Source organism: Ralstonia pickettii (assembly GCF_000607165.1).
In the GTDB taxonomy this organism is placed as follows: domain Bacteria; phylum Pseudomonadota; class Gammaproteobacteria; order Burkholderiales; family Burkholderiaceae; genus Ralstonia; species Ralstonia holmesii.
In genome coordinates, this window is the sequence record NZ_JFZG01000025.1 from 123966 (window position 1) to 140234 (window position 16269).

Genomic DNA, 16269 nt, shown 5'->3' on the forward strand with positions numbered 1-16269 from the left:
TCGTTTAGTGCTTGATATCAGCCCGCGTCCATCGGAGACAGACCCACCACAGCATGCGTCAACGCATATGCCGACGAATACTCCAGCTCACCGGACGCTTGCGCGTGAATCGTAAACAGCGGCTGCCCAACACTGACCTGATCGCGCAGTCGCACATGCATTTCCACCCCCGCGACTTGACGCATCGGTGCGCCCGCAAGTTTTGCGATGCGCGCAAGGTGGCGGTTGTCGATGTTCGTGACGATGCCATTTTGCTCGGCAACGACGTCTCGGCGGAAGACGGCTTCTCCGGGGATGCGCAAGCCGCCCTGCGCCTCGCAAATCGCTTCGAACTTCCGCCATGCGGCGCCGCTATCCAGCAGGCCGGTTGCCATGTCGAGCCCCGTTCCGGCAACCGCTGCGCCGCAGAACTCCAGCAATGCGCTGGCGAGCAATAAAGACCGTTCCCGCAAGTCGAAAGGCGCCGTAGGAGACCGCTCAAGTACAGCCAGAACGTCTCTGGCTTCCAGCGCGGGGCCAATTCCACGGCCAACGGGCTGCGCGCCATCCGTGCGCACCATCAGCACCTGCACCCCAAATGCCTGGGCCACGCGCTTGAGCAGCATTTCAAGGCGCTCGAGGTCTTCGACACTGCGGACTTTGGCCGTCGGGCCCACGGGCACATCGATCAACACATGCGTGGACCCGGCTGCAATCTTCTTGGAAAGAATGGACGCCACGAGCTGTGCATCGCTGTCGACGTCGAGCGCCCTTTCCACGCGAATCAGCACATCGTCCGCCGGGCTGAGGCTCAACGCCCCGCCCCACGCAAGCGATGCCCCAACCTGCCCGACAACGCATCGCAGCTCGGCAGCGGTCAGGTTGACCCGGGTGAGCGTTTCCATCACGTCTGCGGTACCCGCCGGCGAGGTGATGGCGCGTGATGAGGTTTTGGGCAGCAGCAGCCCCGCCGCCGCACAGATGGCAACGACGATGGGGCTGGTGCGATTGCCGGGCAACCCGCCCACGCAGTGCTTGTCTGCCACGACGGCGCGATCCCACTGCAGGCGCTCGCCCGAGTCGACCATGGCTTGTGTGAGGTCGATGGTTTCCTTGATGGTCATGCGGCCCGATGCACAGGCACTCAGGAAGGCTGCGATATGGACATCGGCGTAGCGCTCGTTCGAAATGTCCGCGATGATCTCGTGCAACTGCTTGGCGTCCAGATGCCCACCATAGATCTTGGCCCGCAAGGCGCGCAGGGACTCGAGCGACGGCGCATGCCTGACACAGATCTCGTCACCCGGGCGCGCCATCAATGCATCGACCGCGCTGGCTGACAGGCTCACCTCATGCTTTTCCAGCAGCCCCGACCCGACCAGGTTCAGCGTGGCGATCGTCGATCGCTGCCCGATCTGGACTTCCACACGGGCCTGCGCGGTAAAGCCCTCCGACCGGCAGATCGCGCTGTCCGGGTGCATGTAGATGACATGCTCCTGCCACGTGTCAATGCCAAGCGCCTTGAACCGGAGGCACCCCTGCGGCACAACGGCTGCGTCAACCGCGAGCATGGAGAGGGTGCTCATGACACGCGCATCAACCGGCGAACCGGAAGTGCCCGCTGTGTAGCGTGATCTCCTTGGAACCGGTCTGCTCGAACAGCATGCGTGCGACTTCTTCGATATCACTGCGGTGCACTTTGAATGCACTGAGCAGATCGTCCGACTGGCAGGAGCGCGCGCCAAAATGGTCCTCAAGGGCCTCGGCCGTGATTGCATAGCTTGCGGAGCTGCCATCGACCGACGCGCTGCATTGCAGACGCGGACCCGCTGCGCAGTATGTCGGGTCGTCAGGCAGGAACCTGATCTGTTTCATGATGGCCTCCAGATACGAAAGCGCCCTCGTCAAACAAGCATCTGCTTGCTCGAAGGCATGGGTAAATCAAAGATGCGTGAAATGGCGTCGACCAGCGGCTCTGTGAGTGCAATCTGGTTCGAGGGATGCGGGATGGTGTCGCACGTGACCACCTCTGCGCTGGCGGCACACAGTTGGCTATACGCGTTGTCGGCAAACACAGCGTGTACCCCAACGCAAACCGGCTTCGGCTGACCGGCGCGCCGCAGCAAGTCCGCTGCGGCGAGCATCGTGCGCCCGGTCGAGATGATGTCGTCGACCAGTACAGGCACACAGTGCGTTGGAATATTCGGCAATTCTGCGATTTCCACGTGCCACGCGCTGTGCCGCGTCTTGGTCAATGCTGCCCATGGGGCTTGGCAAATGCCGGCCACATGCGCGACCCACTGTCTGCTTTCTTCGTCTGGCCCGATCAGGAACGGCGCCTGTACATGGGTTTGGATCCATGCGGCAATGGCAGGCGCGGCTTCCACGGCGGCCGTCGGCATGCAATAGACATTCGACAAATGCGAAATGCGATGCAAATGCGGATCCACCGTGACAAGCCAGTCGAATACGGGATTCAACAAGGCAGCAAAGTGTTCTGCAGCGCGAATCTCGCCCGCTTTGAAGATGACGTCCTGCCGCATGTAGGGCAGGTATGGCGCAATCAGTCCAACACGGCGCGCGCCGCCCTCGCGTGCGGCAATCGCCAGCCACAGCAGCGGCAACAGTTTCTCGTCGGGATGATCGAGTGTGCACACAATGGCAACTTCGGCGCCGTGCACGGGCGTGCACAGGCGCACGTAGGATTCCCCGTCCGGAAAGTGGCTCACGGCGGCATGCCCCAGTTCCGCGCTCAGCGGGGTGGCAAGTCGCATGGTGGCGGCTTCGCAGCCCGGCATGGCAATCAGCACACGCTGCGAATCCAGACCAACAGCCGGCGCGGTCATGAACCCTCCAGATCGTAGGACTGGCGATACTCCGGCATACGGACTGGCCACTGTAGTTCACGCTCGATGCGCTGACGCAACGCGTCGCTGGCGGACGGCTCGCCATGCACGATGAAGGTCTGCCGTGGCGGCCGCGTAAAGCCCCGTAACCAGGCCATCAGTTCATTGGCATCCGCATGGGCGGACAGATTCTGAATCTGCTCAACCGAGGCCCGGATGGCGACCTCACGTCCGTGCACGCGCAACGCCCGCTGACCGGCCAGCAGCGCCGCGCCCCGTGTGCCGGCCGCCTGGAACCCAGACATCAGGATGGCGTTGCGCTTGCCGCCGCCAAAGCTCTTGAGGTGATGCAGCACCCGGCCACCCGTCGCCATACCGCTTGCCGCAAGGATGATCTTAGGCGCGCGATCGCTCCCCAAATGCCTCGACTGTTCGGGGCTCTGCACCGGAACGGCCAACGCACAAGCTGCCTGGCAGTCGGCAGCCCCGATATGCAGATCGTCAACATGATGCGAAAACACCCCGGTCGCCAGTTCGGCCATCGGGCTGTCGAGGTAGATCGGCACATGCGGAATCCGATGTTCGCGGATCAGCGTGTAGAGGCAGTACAGCAGCTCTTGCGTACGCCCCACCGCAAAGGCAGGAATCAGCAGCGTGCCGCCCTGCCCGATTGTCCGTTGCACAACCTGCTGGAGTGCATCGAGCGGGTCGCCCTCCGGATGCACGCGATCGCCATAGGTGGATTCGACCAGCAAGGTATCAGCCTCCGCAATGGGCTCGGGTGGCCGCATGACGGGATCGACCTGCCGCCCCAGATCGCCAGAAAAGACAATGCGACGGCCCTCGGCCAGCAATGTCGCCGTTGCGGCACCGATGATGTGTCCTGCACGGTGGAACTCCGCTTCCACGCCCTCGGCAACGGGAAAGCGCTCGCCATAATCAACGGGATGCAGACGGCGTAATGCCCTGGCAGCGTCCTTTTCATCGTAGAGCGGCAAGGCGGGATGATGGCGGGAGAACCCCTCGGCATTGGCGTAGTGCGCATCCTCCTGCGCAAGCCGAGCGCTGTCAGGCAGCAGGATGTTGCACAGTTCCGCCGTGCCTTTCGTACAGTAGACCGGGCCATGGAACCCATTTCGGACCAGCAGCGGCAGGTAGCCGCTGTGGTCGATATGGGCATGCGTGAGTACGACCGCATCGATGTGGTGCGGATTGACGGCGAGCTTGTCCCAGTTCCGCAAGCGCAATGACTTGTAGCCCTGAAACAGCCCGCAATCGACCATGACACGGCGCGCGCCGGTCTCAAGCACGTACTTCGAGCCGGTCACCGTGTCGGTGGCGCCAAGAAATTGCAGCCGCATGCCACACCCCTCACGCTCAGCGAATCGTGACGCGCTGCTGTTGGGACGCTTCCTTCTTGGGCAGCGTCACGCGCAACAGTCCGTTCTCGTACGTTGCGTCGACCTTGGTTTCATCGACCGCCGCATCCAGCGTGAACATGCGCTGCATGGAGCCGCTGTAGCGCTCGCTGCGGATGATGCGCTCGCCTTCCTTCTCCTCGGAGTTGCGTTCCACCTTGGCCGAGATCATGACCGTGCCGCGATCAACCGTCACCTCGATGTCTTCCTTCTTCGCACCCGGGATTTCTGCGACAACGTTGTATGCCTTGTCGGACTCGGTCACGTCCACCTTGAACGGCAGCGCGCCATCCATGCCGCCGCGAAACGAGCGCAGGAGCCCTTGGAAAATGTCGCCAACCGGCTCGATGGCGAACGGGTCATAACGCTTGAGTTGACTCATGGCTGCCTCCTGATGATTGGGCCCCGGGGATCTTCGGGCTAACAGATTCATCGTGGCACGGCCGTGCCGGAGCGCCTTGCGGCAGATCAACGGCGGCGCACTGTGGCCGCCGCACAGGCGCCGTGGGATTCGTACCCAGCACATTGCTTCTGAGGCGCCGGCCACCTTGTCAGGCTTTTCTGACATGGAAACCCGCAGCTCCGACAGCATTCTCAGCACCGCCTGCATGACGACGGCGAGCACGCTGCCAATACTGGTGAAACGCCAACAAGCAACGCTGCGTCTTGTCGAATCGCCCCCGGGAACCCGACAACGAGCCAGTACAACGGAGCGCGCCATGAGCCAGAACATCGAATGCATTGCCCAGTGGATTGACTCGCGCAACTCCGCCGCTTTCGACACGGTGCTTCCTGTTGGCGCGCACCTTGTGGCGGAACGCGATGGATACGAACATCACGGCATCTATGTCGGAAACGGGCAGGTGATTCACTACGCCGGCTTCGCTCACCGTCAGCGCCGCGGGCCGGTCGAGTGCATCTCCATTGGCTGCTTTGCGTGCGGCTGTGCGGTGACCATCCAGCGCGACGCCAGTCCCTGCTACGACGGCGAAGAAGTCGCCCGCCGTGCCGGGTCACGCCTGGGGGAGCGCGACTATCGGCTGCTGACCAACAACTGCGAGCACTTCTGTTCGTGGTGCTTGTTTGGAGAGTGCCGCAGCGCACAGGTGGAGGCGTGCATGAAAAGCCCCGCGCGGGCTGCGCGCACGCTATTGAAGCTGATGCTGCTGGCACTTTTCGCCGAATGCCGCACTGCACAGCCACCGGCTCAGGCCGTATGACGCCGGAGAGCACCATGCCCCAATACGACACCTCGCTGCGCGGTCTGGTAGCCAAGTGGTTCGGCATAAGCGACACACCACATCTGCGAATCACGCGCCTGCATTGCCCCGGCGTTGATTGTGGCTGCGTGCGAGCAGAGTTGACGACATCCGCCCGCCCACTTGCGATCGTCTTCTTCCGTCACCAGGCGGGTTGCTGGAGGCTGTTTCCGCCATCGCACGTACGCCGCCACTAGCGGCAATGCGAGTCTTCCTGCTGGAAGGCAACGCCGACTTGCGGACTGGTTGATCCGCATCAACCGTCTTTCCGGCCCAAGCACGAACATCAAGGTTCGATCAGACGTTGGTTGACGCACGACCATGCGAAGGTGAAGAAGTGAAAGAGAGTATGCAGCCAAGGCAGCAAAGGTTCTCGCTCTGGTACGCCGTCATCGTCGCGTTGACCGTGCTCGCGTTCCAAACGCTGTTCATGTCCGAGCAGGTCGACACCCTCCCCTATAGCGACTTCAAGCTCCTGCTGCATGCGGGCAAGATCAAAGACGTCGCCATTGGTGATCAGGACATCACCGGCACCTTCTCGACGGAAGGCGTCGAGGCGTTGCTGACGCAGCAGCAGATCGATGCCATCCGACGCACGGGCACGGGCAAGGGCGACCATCCTTTCCAGACCCTTCGCGTGAATGACCCGGCTCTGGTTCAGGAACTGGAGGCGGCCAAGGTGCGCTTTGTCGGTCGGCCGGACAACAAATGGTTGAGCACGCTCCTGTCGTGGATTGTGCCTGCCCTGCTGTTCTTCGCTGTCTGGAACTTTCTGATCCGGCGCATGGGCGGCGCCGCAGCCGGTGGGCTGATGGAAATCGGAAAGAGCAAGGCAAAGGTCTACATGCAAAAGGAAACCGGCGTGACCTTTGCCGACGTTGCCGGCATCGACGAAGCCAAGGAGGAACTGTCAGAAATCGTGAGCTTTCTGAAAGAGCCACTGCGGTATCAGCTCCTGGGCGGCAGGATCCCAAAGGGCGTGTTGCTTGTGGGTGCGCCCGGCACGGGCAAGACCCTGCTTGCCAAGGCAGTTGCCGGTGAGGCGGCCGTGCCATTTTTCAGCATGAGCGGCTCGGAGTTTGTCGAGATGTTCGTCGGCGTAGGTGCGGCGCGTGTGCGGGATTTGTTCAGTCAGGCCGAATCCATGGCGCCGTGCATCATCTTCATCGATGAACTCGATGCCTTGGGCAAGACGCGCGCGTTCAACCTGGTCGGCGGCAATGAAGAGCGCGAGCAGACGCTGAACCAGCTTCTGGTCGAGATGGACGGCTTTGACAGCAACAAAGGCGTCATCATCATGGCCGCGACGAACCGGCCCGAAATACTCGACCCTGCCCTGCTTCGTCCCGGACGGTTCGACCGCCATGTCGCCCTGGACCGGCCGGACCTCAAGGGACGAGAACAGATACTCAAGGTCCACGCCAAGAACGTCACGCTGGGGGCCGACGTCGACCTGAGCAAGATTGCCGCGCGAACGCCGGGCTTTGCCGGTGCCGACCTGGCCAACCTGGTGAATGAGGCGGCGCTTCTTGCGGCGCGTGAAGGTAAATCCGCCGTGGAGACCGTCGACTTTGACGAGGCGCTTGACCGCATCGTGGGCGGCCTGCAGAAGAAGAACCGCGTGATGAACGCCAGGGAAAAGGAGACGATCGCCTACCACGAAGCAGGTCATGCCATCGTGGCTGAGCACAGGCCCCTGGCCGATCGCGTTTCGAAGGTTTCCATCATTCCAAGAGGTATCGCCGCCCTGGGCTACACACAACAGACCCCCACGGAGGACCGCTACCTCCTCAAGCACAGCGAATTGCTGGACCGGATCGATGTGCTGCTGGGCGGCTACGTTGCCGAGCAGATCGTGTATCACGACGTATCTACCGGTGCGCAGAACGACTTGCAACGGGCAACTGACATGGCCCGCCAGATGATCACCCAGTTCGGCATGAGCGAACAGCTGGGTCTGGCCACCTACGAACAGACACCCAACCCGCTGCTTGCCGGTGCCGGCTTGATGCAGCGCGAGCGCAAGGAATATAGCGAAAACACAGCTCAGTTGATCGATGCGGAAGTCCGCAAGGTGTTGTCCGATGCCAGCGCACGCGTGACCGCCACGCTGGAAGGCCAGCGTGCCAAACTGGAAGCGCTGTCGCGCATGCTGCTGGACAAAGAGGTGGTTGACCGCCACGACCTGGACATGATCCTGTCTGGCAATGTGACCCCGATGCCGCCTCCGAAATCAGAAGCGGGGTCCTCCGCCAGCGCTCCGGCGCCGCTGCCCGCGCAACAGCCGCATTAGTCCACGGGACACGGGCAACGCTATCCGACAGACACGTGTGGTCAAGGTAGCAGCGCTGTGCTCAATGGTTCGATGGCAGAGGTTTCGTCCAGATGGAACAGCGCGTCAAACTGCGCGCCGATGGCCGCGTCGAAGTAATGCGAGGCGTACTCGGTCTTCGGCAGGTACAGCACACCGATTGCCCGTTCCAGCATTGGCTCGCGAAACACCTCTGCCGCCGTATCTCCAAGCGGCAGGAAGAAGCGATCCAGCCCGGTGCTATGGAACAGATGCTCCCAACTGTCTGGCCGCGCTGGCCGTACCCATTTCCGCTCGGCCTCGCCGCCCCACTCGGATGCGGCGCAGACGTGGCCCGTATACGTAGTAAAGCCCACAAGCAATGCGGCACCGCCCACCTGCTCACGCACGAGTTGCCCAAGATTCCACTCACGCCGGTTGGCGGATTCCGTTGCCCGTGCATCGCCCACATGCGAGTTGTGCGCCCACACGACGATCCGCCCTTCACCGCCACGGCGCTGCCGATACGCAGCCAAACCAAACAGCGTTTGCGCCATGTGGGCATCGCGCAGGTTCCACGTATTGACGCGGTGCCCGAATGATTCGCGGTAGTACGCTTCTGCATTGACGACGACGACGGCGTTTTGCTCGGCAAAGAAATGCGAGTCGATGGCACCGATGCCGTCCTGCTCGATCAACCTGGCCTCGCTCGCCCGAAGCCGTCGCAGTTGCTCGATCACCTCGCGTTGCGCTGGCAACCTCAAACCTGCAGCAGCTTCGTAGCCGTACGTCATGGGTTCACGCACGTGGTCCAACGCCGCATAGTGCATGCGTGCCACCGCTGCCTGCTCCGGGTCGGTCTTCTGCAGGTATTCGACGACAGCCTCGGCTGACCTGTACAGGCTGTACAGATCCAACCCATAGACGCCAACACGTTCCGAGGCGGCAAGGGCCGCGTTGTGCGCATGCAGCCAGCTGATGAAGTCGAGCATCTGCGGATTGCGCCACATCCACTCAGGAAACCGCTGGAAATCGCCCAGCGCCTCGGCGGCGGTGTCCGTGCCCTCGCCCTGAACATAGCGGTTGATGCGCCACACATCCGGCCAATCTCCTTCGATGGCGACAGCGTCAAAGCCGCCTTGCGTAATCAACTGCTGTGTGATGTCTGCGCGTGTCTGATAGAACTCACGTGTTCCGTGCGTCGCCTCGCCAAGAAGAACGTAGCGCTTTCCACGTGCCATCTCCAGCAGCCGGTCGTAGTCGGCAGCGCTGCCGGTGAGGCGGTTGGCCACTTCACGTACACCAAGGAAAGGTGTGAGAGGTGTGGACATGGGCGATGCACTCCATGGACGTAACGGCAGTATCTGCAGTCTAGGCAGCGCCGCCGCACGCTGATTGCGCTATCGCAAACGACGGGCCACTCGGTAGGCGTACCGCCGTGCGCGCGTTCTGGCGCGGATGTTGCCCATGCGTTGACGCCCGTCAATCGCTGTCCTATCCAATCGCCCAATATGAATCGGGGCCCCGCCCAGTTTGCGACGTGTGGCCGCCATTCTTTGCGGAGGCAGCCAATGAAGGTGCAATGGGTAAAGCAGCTGGCCATTGCCCTGGCACTCCTGCTCTTGTTTGGCCGCCCGGCGATGCCGCAGCCAGACGCATTGGAAAACGATCCGCAACCGGCTACCGCGGCACAGCTCGATCAAATGCTGGCGCCCATCGCGCTGTATCCGGATGCGTTGGTCGCGCAGATCCTCATGGCAGCCACGTATCCGCTTGAAGTGGTGCAGGCCGATCGCTGGGTGCGTGACCCCGCTCATGCTGCCCTTGGTGGCGACCAACTGGCCGAAGCCCTGGCGCCGCTGCCGTGGGATCCGAGCGTGAAGTCTCTGGTGCCGTTTCCCGGGCTCTTGCACATGATGAACTGCAACCTGGATTGGACAGAACACGTGGGCAATGCGTTTCTGGCCGACGAGGGCGCCGTCATGGACTCGATCCAGCGTTTGCGCAGCCGGGCTCAGGCCAACGGCACCCTGGGGTCGACAACGCAAGCCGTCGTGTCAACGCAGGATGGCGCCATCATCATCGAGCCTACCAACCCGAACGTGGTCTACGTTCCGGTCTATGACCCTTACCTCGTCTATGCACCGTGGCCATATCCCGCTTACCCGCCATACATCTTTCCCGACATCTGGGGCGGGGCAATCATTAGTGGCATCGGGTTTGGTTGGGTGGGTTTTTCGGTGGTCGTTCCGTTGTGGGGCTGGAGCCATTGGAACTGGCACGGTCGCCGCATCGATATTGACCGTGGCCGCTTCGGGAGCATCGACCGCCATCGTCCCCCACCCAGCGGCATCTGGGCCCATGACCCGGGGCATCGCCATGGCGTGCCATATCCGCGAGCATCGCGGGGTCGGTTTGGCCCGGGCACTGCCATCTCGCCGGACGCGCGACGCGGTTTTCGCGGCTACCCAACGCCCCCGAGCCCGCCAGCGGGCTCCGTGATACGCCCCTCCCCGGTTTCGCCTGCGCATCCGGCAATCCGGCCGCCGCCGGCCCGGCCGGCGCCTGCTCCCGGTGCACGCTCCTCCCGGCGCCAGTCACCTGGCTACCCGCCCACGTTTGAGTCGTTCGGGCGCGGAGCCGATGTGCGCGGACAGGCCCAGCGTGGGCAAGCCAGCCGCATGTCGCCCGCAATGCCGCAACCGCAACCGGCTGGGCCGCGCTCTGGTGGCTTTGCACCCCATGGCGCGGCGGGCGGCGGAACCAGGAGACGATGATGCGCACGATCTGTAGAACGCTGCGCCTACGCCGCCTAGCCATGCGACTGGCGATGCTGGCTGCCTGTGCCAGCGCCCTTCCAGCCTGGGCCGACAAGCCCACACAGCAGGCATTCCCTTCGCCCGAGAACGCTGCCGAAGCATTGGCATCCGCATGGCGCTCGGGCAATGCGGATGCCCTGCTCGTCCTGTTCGGTCCGGCCGGGGCAACGCTCGTGAAATCCGGTGACCCCATCGGCGAACAGATTGCCCGAAGCAAGCTGGCCTCCGCGTACGACGAGGCGCATCGAATCGAACGAGACGCTGAGGGCCATGCCGTCATCCTCCTGGGCAAAGACGAATGGCCCTACCCGATCCCGCTGGCAATGCGGGGCACGCGCTGGCGCTTTGATACGAAAGCCGGCGCACAGCAGATCATCGATCGACGCGTTGGCCACCACGAGGCACACGCAATCCGCGTCTGCCGAGCGTATGTCGAAGCGCAGCTGGCCTATGGCGTTTCGCACCGCACCGGAGATGGACGCGCCGAATTTGCCCAACGCCTTGGCAGTTCACCAGGCAAGCATGATGGCCTGTTCTGGGTGCCATCCGCCGGAGAAGAAGAGAGCCCGCTGGGCCCGCTCATCGCGCTCGCCGATGCACGGCGCCAAGACACGTCGGGCGCGGGCAACGTCATCCCCTTTCATGGCTACCTCTTCCGGGTCCTGACCCAGCAAGGAAAAAACGCACCGGGCGGCGCGCGTGGCTATGTCGATGGTGGGCAGATGACAGGCGGATTCGCGCTGGTCGCCTTTCCTGCAACGTTTGGGGCATCGGGCGTCATGACGTTTATCGTGAACCAGGATGGCGTCGTGTACCAACGGAACCTCGGCCCGCATACCGCCGAGATCACGCGGCACATGCGCGCGTACGACCCCGACGAGAGCTGGAGCCCAGCATTACCGTGACGCTACTGCCTGGCCGCCGGCAACTGTGAAGGTGACGACATCATGGAAGACGCGCCTTACTTGGACGCCGCCGGAAACACTGCTCGCCGTGTCGGCCGTGATGCTCGGTATCGCGGCGCATCTGTACGCAAGCCTGGCCCGATGCGCACTGCTACGTGCAGACTTGATTCAGCCCAAATCGTGTCGCGCTGCGGGGGGTACTCTGAGAATTGTCCACCGCGACTGCGTTGCAGGTTCTGGTCTGCAGCAGGCCGGAGGAATTCGCCCTCATAGGAGTCAACATGAAACAACGCTCTCAATCCGAACGAGTGCGGCCGGCACGCTGGAGCCCATTTGCCGTCGAGCCGATCCACAACCGGTATCGGCAACCCGACAAGGCACCGGCTGTAAGCTGCTGCCCCGTTTGCGGCGCCGTCTATCTCAAGGGCCGCTGGCTGTGGCGCAGTCCACCGCCCGGGGCCACCTCATTGATCTGCTCGGCATGCCAACGTGCCGCCGACCAGATGCCTGCGGCCCGAATCCACCTCTCAGGGGAGTTCGAGGCGGCCCATCGGGAAGAGATCCTGACACTCGCCCGCCACCGCGAGGCAGATCTGCGCGCGGATCATCCGATGGAGCGCATCATGGCCGTCGAAAGCACGAGCAGCGGCACTGACATCCTGACGACCGGGTTTCATCTGGCGCGCGACATCGGCCACGCAATCCACCATGCATTCCACGGACACCTGACGTTTGACTATGGCAATGCAGAAACCGAACTGCACGTGAAATGGAGTCGGTAAAACTCCGGAGGCGTTCCGCAACGCCTCCTGCTGCCTTTCACACAGATTGGTCATCCAGCCAAGAGATCATGGAGCCGCCCTTGCAAGCCAAGCGGCGGTCACCCCGGTCCAATCCCGCCCAGGCAGGCGCGTATCAAGACACTGAGACCTCTGCGTAGCGCTGCTCGATCTCGGCGGCGCTGCCAAGTTCGGTACCGGAATGGCTCAACGCTGCTGCTGCGGCGGCCATGCCGTATCGAAATGCCTCCTGCATCCCCACATTCCGGTTAAGCGCCCAGACCATTCCGCCCACGAAGCTGTCACCCGCCCCAATGGTGCTGAGGAATGACGTTGCGACAGCCCCTGCGCGTACAACCTCTTCCTGCGTGACGAGCATGGCCCCGCCTGCGCCCAGTGTGAGCGCAACGGCATGCGCATGCCCATTGCGGACAATCTCCTGGGCGGCCTGCAGGCAATCCGCTTCTGTCTCCAACGCGCGCCCAGTCAGTTGCCGAAGCTCGCTCAGGCTGGGCTTGATCAGGTATGGCGCATGCGGCAACGCAGCACGCAATGCCGGACCTGAGGCATCCAGTACGACGCGGCTGCCATGAACCTTGGCCTGATCAATGACGCGCGCGTAGAAGCCTTCTGCTACCCCGAGCGGCAGGCTTCCGCTTAGCACGAGGTAGCGCGGCGCAGGGTGCAGCGCATCCAGGTAGTCCAGGCAGCGCTGCCATTCCGCTTCCGAGACGACCGGCCCCGGCATCACGAACCGGAATTCCCGGTGGCTGCACAGTTCCGTCACGGAAAAGTTCTCACGCGTCTCCCCTTCGATCCCGAGGGCGACGAACGGCAGGCCCTCTGCCGACAGGAGACGCCCCAATCGCTCGGCCACCGGGCCGCCGGCAAGGTAAATGGCCAGGCAATCCCCGCCCAGCCGATGGACAACGCGGGCGACGTTGATTCCACCTCCTCCGGGGTCACTGCGGGCCGGGGCGCAGCGCATCTTGTGTGTGTCCGTCAAGCACTCCACCGACGTGGCGATATCGATTGCGGGATTGACCGTGAGCGTGACGATTTCCGGCATTGCGTACCTCCAGGGGGCACGACGGGCAGCATGACAAGGCCAACGTGTCCGGGCGATTTTTCGCGGCGCGGAGTAATCAGCCCTCGTTTGATACGGCACAAAATCAGTGCCATCCATCATGCCAGTATTTATTGGACTGGCCGAATCACCCTTGCTGCCTGTTGAAAACATAGGAGACGCAACCGCCATGAAAACCGCTTCCCAAAACCACGACCACCTGACCGCGAAGGAGATCAGAGAGGTCATCGGCCCGTTCGAGATGGAGGTGCTGACTCGCATTCTCGCAATCGAACCCAGCATCCAGGACGTGCAGCTCGCCTATAAGTGGCTCCGTTCGGACGAGCATCTCATCCGCGGCATGGATATCGAGCTGACCGGCAAGGCCAAAATGATCTATGAGCTCCTTGACGCCGAGTTTCCCGACTTCGACGCATCGGGGCGTGGCGTCTAGTTTCTTTTCCAAAGATCCCCGAACCCCGCCGCTAGGGAGGCTCACATGGTCAACGACACTGCACACGTTGTCTGGTTCGAAAACCTGCGACGGACCGACGTTCCACGGGTCGGCGGCAAGAATGCGTCGCTCGGCGAGATGGTGGCCAACCTGGCTGGCAAGGGCGTCAATGTTCCACCGGGCTTTGCACTCACTGCCGATGCTTTCAGGCACTTTGTCGAGGCAAATGACTTGCAGCCGATCATGTGCTCCGCGCTCACTGACTTCGATGACGGCAAGCTTCCCCTGGCCGAGGCGGGGCTCATCATCCGACGGGCCATGCTTCGCAGTGAGTGGCCAAGTGAGCTTGCTAAGGCAATCCGCCTTGCTTACGGCGAACTGAACCGCCGAACGGGACAAATCGACCTGGACGTTGCCGTGCGATCCAGCGCCACCGCCGAGGATCTGCCCGATGCCAGCTTCGCCGGCCAGCAGGAGACGTATCTCAACATCAAGGGCGAACGCGTCTTGCTTGACGCTTGCCGGCGCTGCTACGCGTCGCTTTTCACCGACCGCGCGATCAGCTATCGCCAAGCGAAGGGGATCGATCATCTGAAGGTCGCGCTATCGGTGGGTGTCCAGCGCATGGTGCGATCAGATCTGGGCGGCGCAGGCGTCATGTTCTCCATCGATACCGAGACGGGCTTTGACAAATCCATCCTGATCAATGCGGCCTGGGGGCTGGGCGAAAACGTGGTGCAAGGAGAAGTTGATCCCGACGAATATGAGGTGTTCAAGCCACTCCTGTCGGAACCATCGCTATCCCCGATCGTCGGGAAAAAGCTTGGCGGAAAAGGTCTCAAAATGATCTACACAAGCGATAGCGAACAGCCGACGAAGAACGTTCCAACATCGAAAGCCGAGCGTGCGGCTTTCGTCCTGAGTGACCAAGAGATTTTGACTTTGTCGCGCTGGGCCTGCGTGATCGAACAGCACTATGGCCAACCGATGGATATTGAATGGGCAAAGGACGGGCTCACCAACGAGGTGTTCGTCGTGCAGGCTCGGCCCGAAACGGTGGAGTCACGGCGTGAAGCCGGTGCGGTAAAGACCTGGCACATGAAGAGTGCGGGGCGCAAGATCCTGTCCGGTGTCAGCATCGGAGAAGCCATCGCTGCCGGCAAGGTCTGCATCATCGAAAGCCCCCGAGACATGGGGCGTTTCATCGACGGCGCCATCCTCGTCGCCCAGACGACGGATCCGGACTGGGTGCCTGTCATGCGACGGGCGGCAGCCATCATCACTGACCAGGGTGGCCGCACATCGCACGCGGCGATCGTCAGCCGCGAGCTTGGGCTTCCCGCCATCGTCGGGGCCGGTAACGCGACGCATCTGCTGCATGACGAGCAGGAGATCACCGTGTCTTGCGCAGAGGGCCGAGAAGGGTTCGTCTACGAAGGCATTGCGGACTTTGTGGTCGACGAGATCGACTTTGGCAATATCCCCGCGACGCGCACCAAGGTCATGCTGAACCTCGCCAATCCGGCGGCGGCGTTTCGCTGGTGGCGGATCCCTGCCGACGGGGTCGGGCTCGCACGAATGGAGTTCGTCGTGAGCAACCATATCAAGATCCATCCGATGGCCCTTGCCCGCTTCGATACGCTCAAGGACGAAGGCGCCAAGCAGACGATTGCAGCATTGACGACGGGCTACAAAGACAGGACGGAGTATTTCGTCGATCGCCTTGCGCGTGGGCTGGGGCGGATCGCGGCGGTCCAGTATCCGCACCCTGTCATTGTCCGCATGAGCGACTTCAAGACCAACGAGTACGCGCATCTGATCGGCGGAGCCGAATTCGAGCCGAAGGAAGAAAATCCCATGCTCGGATTCCGTGGTGCGTCGCGGTACTACTCCCCCCGCTATCGGGAAGGCTTCGCGCTCGAGTGCCGGGCCATCCGTCGTTTGCGCAATGAGATGGGCTTCAAGAACGTCGTTGTGATGATCCCTTTCTGCCGTTCAACAAGCGAAGCGGACCACGTGCTTGAGGTGATGGCTGACAACGGTATCCATCGCGGAGAAGCCGGTCTTCAGATTTACGTGATGTGTGAGATCCCATCGAACGTGATCCTGGCGAAGGCCTTCGCGCAACGTTTCGACGGCTTCTCCATTGGCAGCAACGATCTGACGCAACTGACGCTGGGCGTTGACCGTGACTCTGCCGATCTTGCCGCGCTTTTCGATGAACAGGACGACGCCGTAAAGTGGATGATCCGCAGTGTCATTGCGAGTGCGCACGAGGCCGGTGCCCATGTCGGCCTGTGCGGTCAAGCACCGAGCGACCACCCTGAGTTTGCTGCCTTCCTTGTCGAGTGCGGCATTGATTCCATATCGGTGAGCCCCGATAGCTTCATCGCGGTCAAGCGCAGTGTGGCGGCTGCGGAGAGCACTGCAACGAAAGCCTCGTGATACGGATGG

Annotated in this window: 14 protein-coding genes; 7 read left to right on the top strand and 7 right to left on the bottom strand. The window is 62.4% G+C overall.

The window, feature by feature from the left end; all coding sequences use genetic code 11:
* Nucleotides 1-17: 17 nt before the first annotated feature.
* From BG83_RS0122685 to BG83_RS0122705, 5 genes are read right to left on the bottom strand one after another with little or no spacing between them, the layout of a single operon-like run.
* Nucleotides 18-1565: a thymidine phosphorylase family protein gene (locus BG83_RS0122685; RefSeq protein WP_080693721.1), complete on the bottom strand. Its 1548-nt coding sequence runs from the start codon at nt 1563-1565 to the stop codon at nt 18-20.
* Between the two features lie 10 nt (nt 1566-1575).
* Nucleotides 1576-1854 carry a DUF1488 domain-containing protein gene (locus tag BG83_RS0122690; protein ID WP_024978888.1) on the bottom strand — a complete coding sequence of 93 codons (279 nt, stop codon included), beginning with the start codon at nt 1852-1854 and terminating at the stop codon, nt 1576-1578.
* Between the two features lie 29 nt (nt 1855-1883).
* Nucleotides 1884-2825, bottom strand: a complete 942-nt coding sequence (locus BG83_RS0122695; protein ID WP_024978889.1) for a ribose-phosphate pyrophosphokinase — start codon at nt 2823-2825, stop codon at nt 1884-1886.
* Nucleotides 2822-4186, bottom strand: coding sequence for an MBL fold metallo-hydrolase RNA specificity domain-containing protein (locus BG83_RS0122700; protein WP_024978890.1), 1365 nt, complete (start codon nt 4184-4186; stop codon nt 2822-2824). The genes BG83_RS0122695 and BG83_RS0122700 overlap by 4 nt, the downstream gene beginning before the upstream one ends.
* Before the next feature lie 16 nt (nt 4187-4202).
* Nucleotides 4203-4625 carry an Hsp20/alpha crystallin family protein gene (locus tag BG83_RS0122705; RefSeq protein ID WP_024978891.1) on the bottom strand — a complete coding sequence of 141 codons (423 nt, stop codon included), beginning with the start codon at nt 4623-4625 and terminating at the stop codon, nt 4203-4205.
* A gap of 337 nt (nt 4626-4962) precedes the next feature.
* Here BG83_RS0122705 and BG83_RS0122710 point away from each other — a divergent pair, with 337 nt between their 5' ends.
* Both BG83_RS0122710 and ftsH read left to right on the top strand, forming a co-directional pair.
* Nucleotides 4963-5463 carry a lecithin retinol acyltransferase family protein gene (locus BG83_RS0122710; RefSeq protein ID WP_024978892.1) on the top strand — a complete coding sequence of 167 codons (501 nt, stop codon included), beginning with the start codon at nt 4963-4965 and terminating at the stop codon, nt 5461-5463.
* Nucleotides 5464-5851: 388 nt separating this feature from the next.
* Complete coding sequence (ftsH, locus tag BG83_RS0122720; protein WP_024978894.1) at nt 5852-7795, top strand: ATP-dependent zinc metalloprotease FtsH; 1944 nt, start codon at nt 5852-5854, stop codon at nt 7793-7795.
* 41 nt (nt 7796-7836) lie between these two features.
* Here the strand turns inward: ftsH and BG83_RS0122725 are convergent, their stop codons facing one another.
* Nucleotides 7837-9123 carry an erythromycin esterase family protein gene (locus tag BG83_RS0122725; RefSeq protein ID WP_024978895.1) on the bottom strand — a complete coding sequence of 429 codons (1287 nt, stop codon included), beginning with the start codon at nt 9121-9123 and terminating at the stop codon, nt 7837-7839.
* A 240-nt stretch (nt 9124-9363) separates the two neighbouring features.
* Between BG83_RS0122725 and BG83_RS28010 the strand changes: the two genes are divergently transcribed.
* The 3 genes from BG83_RS28010 (at nt 9364) to BG83_RS0122740 (ending at nt 12298) form a co-directional block, all read left to right on the top strand.
* On the top strand, nt 9364-10569 hold the full coding sequence (locus tag BG83_RS28010; protein WP_051541580.1) for a DUF3300 domain-containing protein: 1206 nt from the start codon (nt 9364-9366) through the stop codon (nt 10567-10569).
* Nucleotides 10566-11516, top strand: a complete 951-nt coding sequence (locus BG83_RS0122735; protein WP_080693723.1) for a DUF2950 domain-containing protein — start codon at nt 10566-10568, stop codon at nt 11514-11516. Before BG83_RS28010 ends, BG83_RS0122735 begins: the two co-directional genes overlap by 4 nt.
* 281 nt (nt 11517-11797) lie before the next feature.
* Entirely contained in the window at nt 11798-12298 is a 501-nt protein-coding gene (locus BG83_RS0122740) for a BCAM0308 family protein (RefSeq protein WP_024978898.1), read from the top strand.
* 133 nt (nt 12299-12431) lie between these two features.
* Here the strand turns inward: BG83_RS0122740 and BG83_RS0122745 are convergent, their stop codons facing one another.
* Nucleotides 12432-13364, bottom strand: coding sequence for a 1-phosphofructokinase family hexose kinase (locus tag BG83_RS0122745; protein WP_024978899.1), 933 nt, complete (start codon nt 13362-13364; stop codon nt 12432-12434).
* A gap of 187 nt (nt 13365-13551) precedes the next feature.
* On the opposite strand from BG83_RS0122745, the gene BG83_RS0122750 reads away from it, so the two are divergent.
* Entirely contained in the window at nt 13552-13815 is a 264-nt protein-coding gene (locus BG83_RS0122750) for a hypothetical protein (protein WP_024978900.1), read from the top strand.
* A gap of 45 nt (nt 13816-13860) precedes the next feature.
* Nucleotides 13861-16260, top strand: coding sequence for a phosphoenolpyruvate synthase (gene ppsA / locus BG83_RS0122755; RefSeq protein WP_024978901.1), 2400 nt, complete (start codon nt 13861-13863; stop codon nt 16258-16260).
* Nucleotides 16261-16269 lie beyond the last annotated feature (9 nt).